The sequence below is a fragment of the Amphibacillus sp. Q70 genome (assembly GCF_052055485.1).
Classification (GTDB): Bacteria; Bacillota; Bacilli; order Bacillales; family Amphibacillaceae; genus Amphibacillus.
In genome coordinates, this window is the sequence record NZ_CP197171.1 from 2,014,038 (window position 1) to 2,030,861 (window position 16,824).

12 protein-coding genes are annotated in these 16,824 nt (G+C 35.5%); 8 read left to right on the forward strand and 4 right to left on the reverse strand.

From position 1 onward, the window contains the following. Positions 1 to 82 precede the first annotated feature (82 nt). Entirely contained in the window at positions 83 to 553 is a 471-nt protein-coding gene (locus ACS127_RS08865; RefSeq protein ID WP_440894681.1) for a competence protein ComK, read from the reverse strand. Positions 554 to 1,385: 832 nt separating this feature from the next. On the opposite strand from ACS127_RS08865, the gene ACS127_RS08870 reads away from it, so the two are divergent. From ACS127_RS08870 to ACS127_RS08880, 3 genes are all read left to right on the forward strand, one after another. Further along, positions 1,386 to 2,285, forward strand: a complete 900-nt coding sequence (locus ACS127_RS08870; RefSeq protein WP_440894682.1) for a DUF2628 domain-containing protein — start codon at positions 1,386 to 1,388, stop codon at positions 2,283 to 2,285. Positions 2,286 to 2,782: 497 nt separating this feature from the next. Further along, positions 2,783 to 3,766, forward strand: a complete 984-nt coding sequence (locus tag ACS127_RS08875) for an aldo/keto reductase (protein WP_440894683.1) — start codon at positions 2,783 to 2,785, stop codon at positions 3,764 to 3,766. Positions 3,767 to 3,884: 118 nt separating this feature from the next. After that, positions 3,885 to 5,579, forward strand: a complete 1,695-nt coding sequence (locus ACS127_RS08880; protein WP_440894684.1) for a methyl-accepting chemotaxis protein — start codon at positions 3,885 to 3,887, stop codon at positions 5,577 to 5,579. A 1,369-nt stretch (positions 5,580 to 6,948) separates the two neighbouring features. Here the strand turns inward: ACS127_RS08880 and ACS127_RS08885 are convergent. Together ACS127_RS08885 and ACS127_RS08890 are read right to left on the reverse strand one after the other, a co-directional pair. After that, positions 6,949 to 8,328, reverse strand: coding sequence for an MATE family efflux transporter (locus ACS127_RS08885; protein WP_440894685.1), 1,380 nt, complete (start codon positions 8,326 to 8,328; stop codon positions 6,949 to 6,951). Between the two features lie 146 nt (positions 8,329 to 8,474). Next, positions 8,475 to 9,392 (reverse strand): lysophospholipase, encoded by a 918-nt coding sequence (locus ACS127_RS08890; protein WP_440894686.1) that lies wholly within the window; start codon positions 9,390 to 9,392, stop codon positions 8,475 to 8,477. A gap of 569 nt (positions 9,393 to 9,961) precedes the next feature. Here ACS127_RS08890 and ACS127_RS08895 point away from each other — a divergent pair. Further along, positions 9,962 to 11,410, forward strand: a complete 1,449-nt coding sequence (locus tag ACS127_RS08895; protein ID WP_440894687.1) for a glycoside hydrolase family 32 protein — start codon at positions 9,962 to 9,964, stop codon at positions 11,408 to 11,410. Positions 11,411 to 12,048: 638 nt separating this feature from the next. On the opposite strand, the gene ACS127_RS08900 is transcribed toward ACS127_RS08895, so the two are convergent. Beyond that, positions 12,049 to 12,744 (reverse strand): GntR family transcriptional regulator, encoded by a 696-nt coding sequence (locus ACS127_RS08900; RefSeq protein ID WP_440894688.1) that lies wholly within the window; start codon positions 12,742 to 12,744, stop codon positions 12,049 to 12,051. 608 nt (positions 12,745 to 13,352) lie between these two features. On the opposite strand from ACS127_RS08900, the gene ACS127_RS08905 reads away from it, so the two are divergent. From ACS127_RS08905 to ACS127_RS08920, 4 genes are all read left to right on the forward strand, one after another. Then, the gene (locus ACS127_RS08905) at positions 13,353 to 14,657 is read left to right on the forward strand and encodes a PTS sugar transporter subunit IIC (RefSeq protein ID WP_440894689.1); all 1,305 of its coding nucleotides are present in this window, start codon (positions 13,353 to 13,355) and stop codon (positions 14,655 to 14,657) included. Between the two features lie 65 nt (positions 14,658 to 14,722). Then, a complete protein-coding gene (locus tag ACS127_RS08910) occupies positions 14,723 to 16,159 on the forward strand; it encodes a 6-phospho-beta-glucosidase (RefSeq protein ID WP_440894690.1) in 1,437 nt (478 codons plus the stop codon). Continuing rightward, a complete protein-coding gene (locus tag ACS127_RS08915) occupies positions 16,159 to 16,458 on the forward strand; it encodes a PTS sugar transporter subunit IIB (protein WP_440894691.1) in 300 nt (99 codons plus the stop codon). Before ACS127_RS08910 ends, ACS127_RS08915 begins: the two co-directional genes overlap by 1 nt. Continuing rightward, positions 16,459 to 16,767: a PTS lactose/cellobiose transporter subunit IIA gene (locus ACS127_RS08920; protein ID WP_440894692.1), complete on the forward strand. Its 309-nt coding sequence runs from the start codon at positions 16,459 to 16,461 to the stop codon at positions 16,765 to 16,767. Positions 16,768 to 16,824 lie beyond the last annotated feature (57 nt).

Here is a 16,824-nt window from a genome sequence, read left to right on the forward strand (position 1 = left end):
AAAACCCCTTTCGATGTCATTATACTGAATTTGTGTAAAAACCGTAAATGAATTGAATGGGGGTTGTATACTAAAAATTAAGTTAAGTTTGTTTAAAATAAAGATGATATCTATATAAATGGGCACAGAGCTTTTCCATTCTATGTTTTGAAAGTTGAACGCGTAATACTTTGCCATTTTTATAATAAATGATTGAAAAGCGATCACGTTCTTCGATTTCTTTGATATGTTTGGTAATGACCCAGATACAATTTTCATTTCGTGGTGATTGAGTAGGAAAGGTATATAAATCTCGATTCGGATCGATCGGAATAGGTGGATTTTGTTTTAAATTAAAAATGACTTTCATTGCTTGAGCTCGTCCTTGATAGGATGAGCCACTTCGTAGGCAGGCTTGTTCAATAATTTTATATCCTTTCTGCATTGTATAATGTGTCTGATTGAGCTCTTCGACTTCTGATACTGCATCTGGTCTGTTAGCAGCGCGAATATATAATGTTTGATCATTTATTCGGTAGAATGCTGACCTGAGATCTATTTGACACACCTCCATCTTAATTTTAATGTTATTCAGTTAATAGCCATCTTGTTAAGATCAATGCTGACGACCACTGTCCTCCTTTATGGCAAATATTACACTTTTACTAAGTATTATAGCACACACCCAAAGACTTATGTGAAATTTGTTACAAATATCATAAATAAAAGTTATTAAGCAAAAGCTCCTAATTAAAGTCATCGAATTGTTCGTGGATCAGACTGGTGCTAAATGAATTTAAGATAATTTTTATGACGAAAAGTAACAAACTAGATATGGATAATTAGCATTTTTTGAAAAAATTAGCGTAAGGTATATTAATCATTGTTTCATCCATACTTCAGATCAGCTAGTGAATAGATATTGACTCTTCTCTAGTGATAACTACTTTGTTTTACGCACGGTTATCTGTGATAAATAGGTCTTATTTCCTTTCTTCCAATAAATACTTCTCTTAATATTAAATATCCAATGTGATTGAGTGCTTTTGTTGGCATATAGAAAAAACAACCAAGAGGGGGTTATTGTGTTTACTTACAGTTATATATAGCCTTTGTTCAGTTGCTAGTATATGTGATGAAGTGAACATATACTAGCAACATGAACGTATAGTTATGCTAGAATGGAAGGTGAATCAATCATTGCCAAAGTTTTAATATTACATTTAAGCAAGAGAATGATTAGCTGTATATGTGTCGGAGATAAGTGAGACCATTATTAACTATATTTCAAATTAATAGATTCTCTTAATATTAAAAAAAGTACGACTAAAAAAGTGATTTATTGTTCACAAAATTGCCAAATATGCTATAGTCGAGTTAAGAAAAAAAAGAAGAGGGGGATGGAGATGTTTTGTTCAAATTGTGGGAAAGAAAATGAAGAAAATGCGAAGTTCTGTATTGGATGTGGCAAAGAACTTATGCCTGTAACCGATGAAAAGACGGATTCAACTGAAGAACAAGTTTGGTCAGATTTTGTCGGTAAAAATTATGATTATTATAAATATAAATGGGCGCAAAAAGATGACCCAGCTAGGGCACCAAGCTGGAACTGGGCAGCTTTTCTACTAGGTATTTTTTGGTTAGGTTATCGAAAGATGTATAAGCCGATCTTTATCTTAATTGGTGTTTTTTTAATTGGAGATTTAATTGAAATATTAACAGGATACCATGACTTGGCTGTACACGCTGCTACTTATTTACCTATGATTTGTTATGTGATGGTAGGTATCTATGGAAATGCCCTTTACTATAAGCATGCTCAAACTCAGATTGCTAGAGCTAGAGAATCCTATGATGATAATATGGTCAAATACACTGGAGGCACATCTGGCAAGGGCGTTGCTGGAGCTATTGGAATATTAGCTGGTTATTTTATTATTTTTACAATTTTACTTTCGATCTTTACAAGTGGCTCTATTGTGTTTGGAGCTAATGAAGGATCGCATGGTGTAACAGATATTAAAAGCAGCTTTTCTGCAGACGAAGAAATTTTCTATGAGGTTGACTTTGGTGAAGCAGCAGACGTTTCATCAGTTGATGTTCATCTTATTCAAGAGGATAATGGTAATGAGCTTGTCTATGCACAATTTGAAGAATGGGTGGAACCTGACTGGACCGGCTTCTATAATTACTTATATGATCCTGATTATGACTTCTTAGAATCTGGCAGTTATATTGTCCGAGTTTATCGTGATGGTGATTTATTGAGTGAAGGGAGCTTTGAAATTAAAGGCACTGTTTATTAAATTGAATAGGGTAAGACAGCCTCATCATTGTGATGGGGCTGTCTTTATTTTAATTATCGTTTTCACAGATTTTTAGAACGAGAAAATCTATTTTTTAGATGTGAAAGTTAACCAAATTCGCTAATCGATAGAATAAGGGGGAAGATAAGATTCTCCCTTCCCCTTGTTAAGTATAATAGGGGAGATTTCATTAGTAAGACGTCAGGTGAAGGAATTTTCCACAGTTATAAGTGATCGAAGCGGTCTTTAAATCGAAAGGGAGTTCTGATGACTGCTAAAGAATGATCAGACCTCAATTTGGTTAAGCATTGAATTCTAGATAGGGGATTTTTTACATTAAAATATCAGAGGGAAGGGATGATTTCCAAAAAGTCCGTTAATGGAAATGATTCGAATCGATCGTTTTTTAAGAGATTTGCCAAAATAATTTGACTGTCAAATGATCAAAAGTATAGTAAACTATCATTGAAACCACAATTCTTAGGAGGAGATACGAAATGAGATATAACTTATTAGGTAAAACCGATTATCGTGTAAGTGAATTAAGTTTTGGAACGTGGGCAATTGGTGGAGCGTGGGGGAAAACCAATGATAAGGAATCATTACGAGCGTTGGACAGGGCCATTGATGCAGGGGTGAATTTCTTTGATACAGCTGATGTGTATGGCGATGGTCATAGTGAAGAATTACTTGCTAAGGCAACCAAAGGAAAAGAAGATCAAATTTATATAGCTTCAAAATTCTGTCGAGCAGGTGATATCCATGACCCTGAGAATTATTCAGAGCAAACGGTTACTCGATACTTGGAAAATACCTTAAAGCGTTTAGAACGCGATACTCTTGATTTATATCAAATTCATTGTCCGCCGATTGAGATTTTGCAAGATGGTCAAGTTTTTTCTGTTTTAGATCGCTTAAAGGAAGCAGGAAAAATTCGTCATTATGGGGTCAGTGTTGAGACAGTTGAAGAAGGTTTATTATGTTTAGAAAATGATAATGTCAGTACTTTACAGGTTATTTTTAACATGATGAGACAAAAGCCCCTTCAATCACTTTTCCCACAAGCAAAGGAAAAAAATGTGGGTATCATTGCCCGTGTACCTTTGGCAAGTGGACTGTTGACAGGCAAATTCAGTCTAGATCATCAATTTGAACAAGACGATCATCGACATTTTAATAAAGATGGCGAGGCATTTAATGTAGGAGAGACATTTGGTGGTATTGAATTCCACAAAGGTGTAGAACTAAGTGAACAACTGAAATGGATTGCTGAAGGTCGAGGCAATATGGCGCAAGCAGCTCTAAAATGGATTTTACAGCAATCAGGTGTTTCAACCGTTATTCCTGGTTTCAAAAATACAACTCAAGTAGAAGACAATTTAGGGGCAATTAATGTTCGATCTTTTACAGAAGAAGAGTTAAATCGAATTGAATCCTTTTATGCTCAAGAAGTTCACAACTATATTCGCGGGTCTTATTAACTATAATATGGTAGTCTTTAGATAATAATATGTCAACTTATGTTGAATAATTCCTAAATATTCGCTATGATTAAAGTATATATGTGAGATTCATAGACGAATATGGGGGGATTTGATGATGAAAAAAACAGCTAACTTTAAGAAACTGGGTACACGATTAATTATTGGATTTGGTATTATTATTATTTTAGTAATTAGCTTGAGCAGTATTAATGTTTTATCAATCTATCGAATTAATAATAGTACGGAAGCAATCATTAATGAGGATTTAGAATTACTAACGATAGATGAGCAATTATCATCTAATATGCTTAAACGACTCAATTATTTGCAAGCATTTGCTTTAACAGGTAATGTGGCCTATCAAAATGCTTTTCTTGATAATACATCTGAGAGCCTTGAGTTAGAGCAAACGGCATTAGAAAGAAGTGATTCCGAGCATTTACAAACAGTAATTGATAAGAAAACAAATTGGGGACAATTAGCAGATCAGTTTTTTAAATTATATGATGATGGGAATGAGACAGAAGCCCTAAGAGTATTTGAAGACCAGATTATGCCAACTGGTATGGGGTTAATTAGTGACTTTGAAGGCATGGCTAGTAAACGAGAAGCACAAATCAGTGGATTAGGCAATCAGATCACCGAAGCTGGTCAATTGACTTTAAATACGAGTCTTTATATTTCAGTTTTGGTTATTATTGTTGGATTAGTGACCGCATTTATTACAACACGCGTGATTTCAAGACCTATTAAACGATTAACAAAGCAGATGTTGACGATTGCTTCAGGAGATCTTTCTACACAAATAGAAGAAACAGATCGGCGTGATGAATTGGGACAACTTGTTCAAGCGACTGGTCAAATGGCAACAAACATGCGTAAATTGTTATTAGAAATTCAGAACGTTTCAAATACGGTAAGTGGTCATAGTGATTCTTTAACAAAAACAACCAGTGAAGTAACTGAAGGAGCAGAACAAATTTCAGTTACGATGCAGGAATTAGCCTCAGGCTCAGAAACACAAACGGCGCATTTGAATGACCTTTCTACAAATACGAATGAGTTTGTTTCAACTGTTTCTGTTGCGCAACAACTCGGTGAATCTGTTGCAAATGAATCTAAAGATGTTCGTAACTTATCTGTAAAAGGTGCTGGTTTGATGGAGAATTCAATCGAACAAATGCGGGAGATCGATTCCATCGTTCATGACTCTGTTGAAAAAGTCGTGAGTTTAAATAATCAATCAAAGGAAATTTCAAATATTGTCTCTGTCATTCAGGATATTGCTGAACAAACAAATTTGCTCGCTTTAAATGCTTCAATCGAAGCGGCTCGTGCTGGAGAGCAAGGGAAGGGTTTTGCTGTAGTTGCTGAGGAAGTTAGGAAGCTTGCAGAACAAGTTGGCAGCTCAGTTCAAGATATTACCCAAATTGTTTCTGGTATTCAAAATGAGTCTCAATCAGTTAAAATAACTCTAGAAGATAGTTATCAACAAGTTCAACAAGGAACGAATCAGATTGGAGAAACAAGTAAAACATTCCACAACATTGACAATGCAATTGGTAAAATGACAACTGATATTCAACAAATTACAGATCAATTAACCAATATGTTATCTGTCAGCCAAACACTATCTGGTTCTGCTGAGGAGATTGCTTCGATTTCTGAAGAATCAGCTGCCGGTGTTGAAGAAACCTCAGCATCAGCTGAAGAGGTGACAAGTTCAATGGGTGAAATTTCATCAAATTCAACGGGCTTAGCTAACCTAGTTGAAGAATTGAACCAATTGATCAGACAATTTAAACTATAGTGTGAGAAAAAAATCTCGCTATCAATTTAAATTAAATCACCTATAATTACGTACTTAACAAGAGTAATGAAACAGTTCGCTAGATAATGAGATGAATAACCATACTCAGGAAAATGACGAAGCCATTACATCACTAGAATAAGTGTTTTTCTATTATGAGACTTAAATGTCGATCTTTTTCTATGTATTGCCGGACGATTGTTAGAAATACGGTCGCCCTTATGTTTTTAGAAGAAAATTGGTAATAACCTACTTAAGAAATATTGATCGATTAAAATCAGACTTATTGGGGAGCTGTTTCAAGATATCCATCGCATATCTTGAAACAGCTTCTTTTCTACGATTAATCAAGTGTTTTTTTGTGGTTATGGTAATCATTTACGTGAATATCGAAGCCAGTTCCCTCCCATCTAGAGAAGTGAGGTAGAGCTTTTATTCGATGTCTTTTGATTGACATTGCAAGCCGAAATGTCGAATGGAATAGGGGGCTTCTATCAAACATTTCAAATGGAATTGCAAGCCCAAATGTCGTATAGGGGGCTTCTATCAAACATTTTAAATGAGATTGTAAGCCCAAATGTTGTATAGGGGGCTTCTATCAAACATTTTAAATGGAATCGTGATCCCAAATGTCGTATAGGAGGCTTCTATCAAACATTTCAAATGGAAGTGCAAGCCCAAATGTCGTATAGGAGGCTTCTATCAAACATTTTAAATGGAATCGTGATCTCAAATGTCGTATAGGAGGCTTCTATCAAACATTTTAAATGGAATCGTGAGCCTAAATGTCGTATAGAAGGCTTCTATCAAACATTTCAAATGGAATTGCAAGCCCAAATGTCGTATAGGAGGCTTCTATCAAACATTTTAAATGGAATCGTGATCTCAAATGTCGTATAGGAGGCTTCTATCAAACATTTCAAATGGAATCGTGATCCTAAATGTCGTATAGGGGGGGCTTCTATCAAACATTTCAAATGGAATTGCAAGCCCAAATGTCGGATATAACCCTTCTACCCCGTATTTTCAGAAGAATTCCAAGTCAAAAGGTTGAATAGAGGGTATCAAACTTCCAATATCGATAAAGAAAAAAGCTGTTGCACAACTTATGTTTCATTGTGCAATAGCTTCTCTAATGTTCACTAATTGATTTATTGTCTATCTAGTGATTTAAATGGAGATTTTTTAGATTAAGCGCGAAAGTTAAGATTTACATGTGATATTCTAATTCTGAACTCGATTACGAATAAACATAAATAAAAATGATTTCAAACGTTATTCGATAAGGACTTTATCGTTTGAAAAATGGTATAAAAACTGTTGAACTATCTTTATCCCGTTATACAATATCTCTGAAAGCAGAGCTATTTTACGCAGGTGTTCTGTGTTCGCTTTGCTGAACAACAGCTTTCCCCATCCATTTCTTACTTCGCCAACGCAACCACATAATGGCTGCACGAATCCATTCATCAGTCATCATTGCTAGCCAAATACCGACCAATCCAAAATTCATAGTAATGCCTAAGAAATAGGCTAGAGGAACACAAATTCCCCACATAATAAAAATACCAATCATTACAGGGAAGCGGGCATCTCCAGTTGCTCTTAATGAACTAATGATTACTATGTTTGATGTCCTGCCAGGTTCTAAGATTAACCCGATTACTAAAATAATTGCCCCTAAACTGATGACTTCTGGATCACCAGAGAAGATACTAAAGAACTGTTTGCCAAAAACCGCAAGAATTCCACCTACTGAGAGTGCAACAGTTAGGGCATAACGAACTCCAATGAATAAATTCCGATAAGCCTCTTGCTCTTTTCCTGCACCGACAAGCTGTCCGATAAAGATTTGCATCCCTTTTGCAATGGAGATTGAGAAAACGGTCATTAATGACATGAAGTTCTGAGCATACACTCTAGTCGCAAGTGCTGTTGCTCCTAAAGATGTAACAAAGACTGTAATGACAATTTGACTAATGTTATAAGAAAGTTGTTCTCCTGCTGCTGGAATCCCAATATTTAAGATTTTCACTAGATAATTTTTTTCTAAATTCAAAAAAGCTTTAAATGGTAGCTTAATAGGCATCCGTCGAACGAGTAAAAGGAAGATCCCGACCATAGCTGCCCCTCGAACTACAGCTGTAGAAAGAGCTACCCCTGTGACTCCAAGTTGTGGAAAACCAAATGCCCCAAAGATAAAAGCATAGTTTCCAAGGATATTAACTAGATTCATAATTACTACAACAAACATAACGTCTTTTGTGTGACCCATTGCTTGCAAAATTGCAGAGATAGTTAGAACCATTGCTTGAGCAAAGAGGGCACTTCCGACAATGAGCATATAAACTTCCGCATATTGAAAAAGCTCAGCTTCTAAATCGAAGAGGCTAATAAATTGCGTTCGAAAGCTTGTGATAATTAAACTGACCAAAGCTCCAAATAAGAGATTAACAGTAATGGCATGAGCAATCGTCTTTCGCACTCCTTCTGAATTATTAGCACCGACGAATTGGGAAACTACAACTCCTGATCCCATCGCAGTAAAGTTAAATAATACGAAGGTAAACATCATGACTTGATTGACAACACCAATAGCAGCTACAGCTTGATCTGAAATAAAACTGAGCATAAACGTATCTGAAAAGCGCATGAATGTTTGGAGAAACGTTTCAATAAATATTGGCCAAGTAATCATAAAGAGTTGTTTCTTAGGTGAAATCGTATTCGTATTTGTTAATTGTTCCATTCTATAACCACCAAATTTCTTAATATATGTAACCGCTATTATACCACGTTAAGTAAAAAAATCGAGATTTATTATTCGTGTTTCGAAATAAATAAGAATGATTTATAATTTTCAAGGCAAGCAATAATATATGCAGGCGTCTGTCGTTAAGCGATCATTTTAATCAACCATGACAAAATATCTTTCATCACTTGATCTCGATTAGTTTCAAATAGCATTTCATGTCGACCGTTTGGGTAAAGTATTAAATCAATCGATTGAATCCCTGCTCTTTTGTAAATTTTAACAACCTGTTTAACACCTTTACCATTGTTACCTACAGGGTCAGCTGTTCCACTGATCAATAAGAAAGGTAAGGATTGATCTATACGCGCTATTTCGGTACGTTTATGAATTAATTCAATACCACTAAGCAAATCCTCAAAAAATTTAGCAGTTGAGATGAACCCACAATACGGGTCATCTTGATAAATTTGAACAGTTTCAGGGTCACTTGAGATCCAGCTCTCTGAATCTTTAAATTTTTTATTAAATTGACCAAAGCTGAGCTTATCCATCAATGGGCTTTCTGATTTGGCACCAAGTCTCTTTATTTCAAACTTAGCCATGATGCGACCTAATTTTCCGATCAAGCCTTTCCCAGCACCAGTGCCTGATAAAATCACACCATCAACCGCATTTGAATAACGCTGAATAAGCCGTCTAACTAAAAAAGAACCCATACTATGTCCAAGCATAAATACAGGTAGATTAGGATATGTGTGATGAATCTGATCATTAATCGTCTTTAAGTCTTCAACAGCCCGTTCAAAGCCATCTTTATCAGCCAAGAAACCCATTGTCCCCATTTTTTCACCTGTACGTCCATGCCCCCGATGATCATTGGCATATACAATAAAGCCATGTGAAACTAAAAATTTCGCAAATTCATGATAACGTCCACTATGTTCTGCCATTCCATGAGCAAGTTGGACAATGGCAAGAGGTATTTGCTTTTGAGCTTTCCATTTTCTAATATAAATATCTTGTCCATCAGATTGTGTCAACCAGAATTCTTCAAGCATTAAGATCAACTCCGTTTTTAAAATATCTATCTACTAGTTTAGCTTGTCTGTCTCGTTATAGCGAGTGATTAACATAAATTGAATGGTGCACAAATCTCTGAGAATGAGTATACCTCAAAAATTCATGTCCACAAATGAAGTGATTCAAATAACTAGTCATTGTCAGATTTAGTCTTTCCAATCATTTTATTATAGATAACCGGGAACAATACGATGTTGGTCGCACAACTGCTTTCACAAGTCTTTTCGATAGGCGAGTGACCGCAAATCACTTCGGTGGGGCGAGTAACCGCAGTCCCAGTTTCAGTCCTAGGATGTTAAGGCGTTAGTAGGAGTCTCCCATTAATCAGTATCAGTTGGATTGAAGAGTTAGGTGAAGGTCCGGAGTGAGTTCAAGCAGTTGAGATCTTTCCATGGATTAATGTAGAATAGTTAGTTAGATGAGGATACTAACGACAATTAGCAGATTGTTTAAATAAACTAGAGCATTTAGGTTTAAGTGAGAGACTTAAGATTAAATAAGATGTTTGCGATCAATATTAGTACCAAATTAATGGGAGGGAATAAACATGTTGCATAAAGAGATAAATAAACACAGACCCCGGGTGCATTTTTCACCTAAAGCTAATTGGATAAATGATCCCAATGGTATGGCCTACTTTGAAGGGGAATATCATTTATTTTTTCAATATAATCCGAAAGATACAGTCTGGGGTCCTATGCACTGGGGACATGCAGTGAGTAAAGATATGATTGAATGGGAAGAGCTAGATATTGCTCTTTTCCCAGATCATTTAGGACAAATATTTTCCGGTAGTGCAGTTGTAGACTGGCATAATACAACAGGGTTCTTTCCAGAAAAACCTGGACTTGTTGCTATTTTTACTCATCATCTGCCAGGTGTAAATGGAGAGCGAGACGTTCAAACCCAAAGCCTTGCTTATAGCCATGATCGTGGTAGAACATGGGTGAAATATGAGGGGAACCCCGTTTTAACGGACCCGGATCTTGTTGATTTTAGAGATCCCAAAGTTTTTTGGGACCCACCGAGAAAACGGTGGATAATGGTGTTAGCAACAGGACAATCTGTTCGTTTTTACAGCTCGCAAAATTTGAAAGACTGGCAGTTTGAAAGTAAATTTGGTGATGATGTTGGTTATCAAGCAGCCGTTTGGGAATGTCCTGATCTTTTTGAGTTGCCGATTGAAGGAACGAATCAAAAGAAATGGACGCTGTTTGTCAGTGTTGGAGACAATCCGCAATATAATGTTGGTTCAAAAACACACTATTTTGTTGGTGATTTTGATGGGACGACATTTGTTCCAGATCATAAAGATATCCGTTGGCTAGATCATGGTAAGGATAATTATGCGGGAGTTAGTTTTTCAGATATTCCTACTAGCGATGGGCGTCGGATATATATGGCTTGGATGAGTAATTGGCGTTATGCAAACCAAGTGCCAACAGCAGGATGGCGCGGACAAATGACATTCCCACGTCAGTTGAGTTTGCAAACTGTTGACGGTGAAGATGTATTGAAACAATCTCCAGTAAAAGAGATTGAACAACATGCTCAATCTGTTCAAACAATCGAGAAAAAAATGATAAAATCATCAGAATCACATCAGATTGAATTAAATGGAATAAGTATGGCTATTGATTTGACATTTAATATAACGAATACTGAAACATTCACTTTGGCATTTATTGATCGAGAAGAACAACCCATCATTGTTAAAGTAAATGGTGCAACACAAGAAGTGACTTTGCAACGCCAATATAATGACAAAGAAGACATTCCAGCTTTATTTAATCAGCCACAATTAATGTCAATTGGTACTGATTCAGAACTCAATCTTCGTTTTATCCTAGATGCTTCATCAATTGAATTGTTTGCTGATGATGGCTTGTCAGTGTTGACAAGTTTAATTTATCCAAACCAGCCCTATCAGAAACTTGTTATCACAAGTGAAAAGGGTAATTTGGAAATTATTACAGGTCAGATTTCAATTTTATAAGTAGATATGTCAAGGAGACCGGGACAGAACAAAAGAATGGTGTTAAACATTCTCCATTTAGTGAGTGAAGGTTAAGCCGAAAAAAAGCGATTATCTCATTTGGGCTACGTTCGATAAGGTCATTAATTGTAATGAAATTTTATGTTAATTTCATCTCTAAATCTAATGGCAAAATCACTTGATTTATGATATCAAAGGTAAACATCAGAGCACACCTCCATAGAATTTTTTCAGGTAACTTTTGTGCTCTTTTTTCATGATAATATCAGACCTATTCAATTATAAACACAAAAACAGGCATTCAGTGATCAATTGAATACCTGTTTTTTTATTGAGTTTTGAGCTTGACCTCACTTTAAAAAAATCTTCCTTGATGAGTCATCATGGAAGTTCATTTCTCGGACAATCAAGAAAGCAAAAATACTTTCCGTATGAGTAAGGTGTATGTCCCAATATTTAGTTAGATCCTAGTTTTCTAATAAAAAATAAGGAAAGATAATCCTTTTGTTTTATTCCTGCACATAGTGGGTGGGTCCGAACAAAGTATAGGTGAAATTTCCCTCTCTATATAAGAGGATTGCTTGATCTGTACAATAATTCAAGGGTCTTTGTCAAAATATTTATCTATTTATGTTGTATTATTTGAGATTTGCTACATCGAATAATTTCGTTATTTTGTAGTTATATAATACCTTAGATGAATTAAAAATACTACCATTTGTTAAATAGACGGTATCATTTATTATAAGGCTCGGGTCATTTTCCATAAGGTTTAATAGATCCGCATGTTTTCGGCTTAATTTTTCACTAGAAATTATTTTATCCGCAAATCCTATATTAAGCTTTAAGTCATTTCTTAAATATTCATAAATAGAACTCTCAATGATTTCTTTATTCAAATAACTGACAATATTCTTATTATAATTTGAATACTCTACACAAAATGGTACTCCATCTAAATACCGCAATCTGGTAACCTTATATATGGGTGTACCTATTTTGCATTTGAAGTCATTTGCTAAATCATCATCAGCTTCTACAATTTTCAGATCTAATAACGTTGAAGTAACGCTTTTATTGGAGAATCCCATCACGAGCCCTTCTGTACTGGATAAAACTAAGCAGTCATCTCTTCTTTCTTTAATGTACATCCCGCTTCCTTGTACTTGATAAATCAAACCATGATCCACCAAATTTTGGATAGCCTTTCTGACACTATAACGGGTGACACCGAACTCCTCCATTAACATATCCTCTGTAGGAAGCTTCTTATTTTCATATTCATTATTCAATATTTTTTCCTTTATTTTGGAAATTAATTGTTTAGAGTTCACTTTTTTCAGTCCTTAGTCTTATTATGACAATGAATTACAATAAATAAAATTCATTATCCCATACGAGAACTAATTGTACTATCTTTATACAAATCATTCAACTGTTTTAATTTTAGAGATTTTTAGTGATGCTTCATTTTTTCGGTTTGCCCCTCAAAAGAATAGCGATTGTATTTTCTTGAAAGTGGATATTTATTCGATATCTAATAAATCGTGAGTTGTATTGATATCTGATATGGAGCTCATAAATGGTGTTAAAAGCAAAAAGGGTTTTATAACAAAAATGATTTATGAGAAATAAAGTTTCAGTGGGGGCGAGATCTACACAACGTATGTTATGCAACCCTTGCCGATGAGGTGGGTAATCGCACAGTTCGAGCTCATTTCCCTCCCGAGGGTATGGTGTTTTTGTCTGGTTGTGATAAATTTTATATCCTTCCTGCCTCTTATTTTACTTGAGATCCGAAACATTACAATAAATTTTTATTCGTATCACAATAATTTATTCAATAAATTATTGACAATGCTTTCATTTTCTATATAATTGAATTATATTCATTCGAATGAATTACTTTACTTGTTAAAATTGAATTATTGGGGGGAGTAAAATGCAGGGTTTTAAGAAGATTTTTGATGGTTTTTTAAATGTTGTTGTTAAAATTTCCAGTACGAAAGCATTGGTAGCATTAAAAGATGGTTTTGTATTAACAATGCCAATCACATTAATTGGTTCGTTATTTTTACTAGTGGGGAATATTCCAATTGAAGGATACGGCGAATTTATGGCGAATTTGTTTGGCGCAGATTGGAATATCGGTTTAAATCAGGTAGTTGGCGCGACTTTTGACATACTTGCCATAGTTACAGTAATTGGCATCGCTTATTTTTATGCCAGAAATGATGATGAAGATGGCATTTCAAGTGCAATCATTGCTTTAGTTTCTTTCCTAGTGATTACGGCATCTTCTACTGTATCGGAAAGTGGAGAAGTAATTGGTGGCGTGATACCAAAGGATTGGACAGGTGCGCAAGGTGTCATTACCGCTATTATAATTGGGTTGATTTCAGGTGCTGTTTTTACTTTCTTTAAAAAGAAGAAGATTACTATTAAGATGCCTGACGGTGTGCCCCAAGGAGTTTCAAATTCATTTGCAGCCTTGATACCAGGGCTTGTTATCATACTTGGTTCCATGATTGTATATCAAGTACTTCAAGTTGCATTTGATTCTTCTTTAACACAAGTCATTTTTGATGCTCTCCAAGTACCAATGCAAAATTTAAGTGATTCCTTTATTGGTGGGTTAGTTATTACATTGTTGATTTCTTTATTATTCTGGGCTGGTTTGCATGGTCCAAATATTGTTATGGGTGTTATGGCTCCTATTTTGACAACGAATGCTTTAGCAAATAATGACTTGCTTGCAAGCGGTAATTTAACGGTAGCAGATGGTGCAAATATTATTACGCCTCAACTGATAGATGTGTATGTTAAATTTGGTGGAACGGGCATTACGCTGGGATTGCTGATTGCAGCGATTATTACAGCTAAATCCAAACAAATGAGATCGGTTTCAAAACTGTCTATCATTCCAGGTATATTTAATATTAATGAACCGGTTATATTTGGCTTACCGATTGTTTATAACCCGTTTATGTTGATCCCATTTATATTAGTGCCAACAATAGGATTCATTATTACTTATGTAGCCATTGCAATAGGTTTTATGCCACCATTCTCAGGTGTTCAAATTCCATGGACAGCACCACCGATTATTTCAGGTTTTATTCTTAACGGTTTCTCTGGTGCTCTTATTCAATTGATCATTCTTGCTATATCAGTTGCTATATATTGGCCATTTATGAAAGCTCAGGATAAAAATCTGGTTGAGCAAGAGTCTACTGAATCTGAATAAATAGCTGGAAAGGAGTAGAATAAAATATGACAGACAGTACAACTATAGAGGAGCTGGACACCAAGATGAGCCTCCCCAAAGATTTTCTTTGGGGGGGAGCTGTTGCAGCAAATCAATTTGAGGGTGGCTATAATAAAGATGCGAAAGGGTTAAGTGTAACAGACGTAATGACCTCAGGTTCGAACGAGATAGCTAGATTAATCACGGAAGGAATTCATTCAGATTATTATTATCCGAATCACGAGGCCATTGATTTCTACTCCAATTATAAAGAAGATATTGCTTTATTTGCGGAAATGGGTTTTACGTGTTTTCGTACGTCTATTGCTTGGACACGTATTTTTCCTAATGGAGATGAAGACTCGCCTAATGAAGCGGGACTACAGTTTTATGATCGAGTCTTTGATGAGATGTTGAAGTATAATATCGAGCCAGTGATAACATTGAGTCATTTTGAGATGCCATATTATCTGGCAAAGGAATATGGTGGTTGGTCTGATCGCAGAGTCGTTGATTTCTTTGTTAAATTTGCTGTAACTGTTATGGAACGGTATAAAAATAAAGTGAAATATTGGATGACATTTAATGAAATAAATAATCAGATGAATTATAAGAATGACATTTTTGGCTGGACCTGTTCTGGCGTGCGGTTTTCAGAATTCAATTGTCCTGAGGAAACATTATATCAGGTTGCTCATCATCAATTAGTTGCCAGTGCAATAGCTGTTAAGAAAGGTCATGAAATAAATCCGAATTTCCAAATTGGCTGTATGGTAGCGATGGTTCCTATCTATCCATATTCGAGCAATCCGCAAGATGTGATGCTTGCTAGTAACTTGATGCATGACCGCTTTTTTTTCCCTGATGTCCAAGTAAGAGGTAAATACCCCGATTATATAAAGAGGTATTGGGAAAGAAAAGGTTTTACCATTCGAATGGAGCCTGGAGATTTAGCTGTTTTAGAAGAAGGAATAGTTGACTATATTGGGCTTAGCTATTATATGAGTCAAACCGTTAAGCATGATCACAAAACCGATTCATCACAATCATTAAACGGTGGAAATGAGCATTCGGTTCCAAATCCTTATATTCAATCATCAGATTGGGGCTGGGCAATTGATCCAATAGGTTTGCGCTACATCTTGAATATATTATATGAAAGATATAATTTGCCATTATTCATTGTTGAAAATGGTTTTGGGGCATTTGACCAAACAGACGAGAATGGATTTATAAATGATACTTACAGAATTTCTTATATTAGGTCCCACATTGAAGAATTGAAGAAAGCTGTTCTTTTAGATGGTGTAAGCTTAATGGGCTATACAGTTTGGGGCTGTATTGATCTGGTATCTTTTACAACAGGAGAAATGGAAAAACGCTATGGTTTTATCTATGTGGACAAGGACAATGAAGGCAAGGGAACGTTGGATAGGAAAAGAAAACAGTCATTTTACTGGTATAAAAAGGTTATCAAAACAAACGGAAAGGATTTGACATGATGAGAAAAATCGTTTTGATGTGTAATGCAGGGATGTCTACAAGTATATTGGTTAATAAAATGAGAGAAGAAGCCAAAAAGTCCGGCTATAATTGCCAAATTGATGCCTATCCTGTCAACCAGGCACAAGAAGAAGCTAAAGATGCAGATATCGTTTTACTTGGACCACAAGTTCGTTTTGAACAAAAACGGATTCAGTCAAAATTAGATTGCCCAGTTTCAGTCATTGATATGAGTGCTTATGGGATGGCTAATGGGAAAAAGGTATTGGAAGACGCTAAAAAGGAGATCGGTGATTAAATGGAAGGATTGGAATTATCATGTTTCCAAATTATTTCTTCTGCAGGTAGTGCGAAATCCAATTATATCGAGGCTATTCAATATGCAAAAGAAAAGAAATTTGAACAGGCAGAAAAACTTATTGAAGAAGGAATGCAAGTCTACAATGAAGGGCATAGCGCTCATGCACAATTAATTCAGGATGAGGCTTCAGGAAACGAAACAAATCCTACACTTTTACTTATACACGCAGAGGATCAACTCATGAATGCAGAATCTTTTCGTATAGTGGCACAAGAATTTATTAATGTTTATAAAGTAATGAAGTAGGTAAACCGACATACAAGCTTTGGATGTAGACTTCTCTGTTAGTGGATAAGCCTGCAT

Bases quoted from the DNA above. Each gene is read 5' to 3' on its own strand.
- ACS127_RS08915 (WP_440894691.1), top strand. From the start codon at position 16,159: ATGAGAAAAATCGTTTTGATGTGTAATGCAGGGATGTCTACAAGTATA.
- ACS127_RS08880 (WP_440894684.1), top strand. From the start codon at position 3,885: ATGAAAAAAACAGCTAACTTTAAGAAACTGGGTACACGATTAATTATT.
- ACS127_RS08890 (WP_440894686.1), bottom strand. From the start codon at position 9,392: ATGCTTGAAGAATTCTGGTTGACACAATCTGATGGACAAGATATTTAT.
- ACS127_RS08920 (WP_440894692.1), top strand. From the start codon at position 16,459: ATGGAAGGATTGGAATTATCATGTTTCCAAATTATTTCTTCTGCAGGT.
- ACS127_RS08870 (WP_440894682.1), top strand. From the start codon at position 1,386: ATGTTTTGTTCAAATTGTGGGAAAGAAAATGAAGAAAATGCGAAGTTC.
- ACS127_RS08875 (WP_440894683.1), top strand. From the start codon at position 2,783: ATGAGATATAACTTATTAGGTAAAACCGATTATCGTGTAAGTGAATTA.
- ACS127_RS08905 (WP_440894689.1), top strand. From the start codon at position 13,353: ATGCAGGGTTTTAAGAAGATTTTTGATGGTTTTTTAAATGTTGTTGTT.
- ACS127_RS08910 (WP_440894690.1), top strand. From the start codon at position 14,723: ATGAGCCTCCCCAAAGATTTTCTTTGGGGGGGAGCTGTTGCAGCAAAT.
- ACS127_RS08885 (WP_440894685.1), bottom strand. From the start codon at position 8,328: ATGGAACAATTAACAAATACGAATACGATTTCACCTAAGAAACAACTC.
- ACS127_RS08865 (WP_440894681.1), bottom strand. From the start codon at position 553: ATGGAGGTGTGTCAAATAGATCTCAGGTCAGCATTCTACCGAATAAAT.
- ACS127_RS08895 (WP_440894687.1), top strand. From the start codon at position 9,962: ATGTTGCATAAAGAGATAAATAAACACAGACCCCGGGTGCATTTTTCA.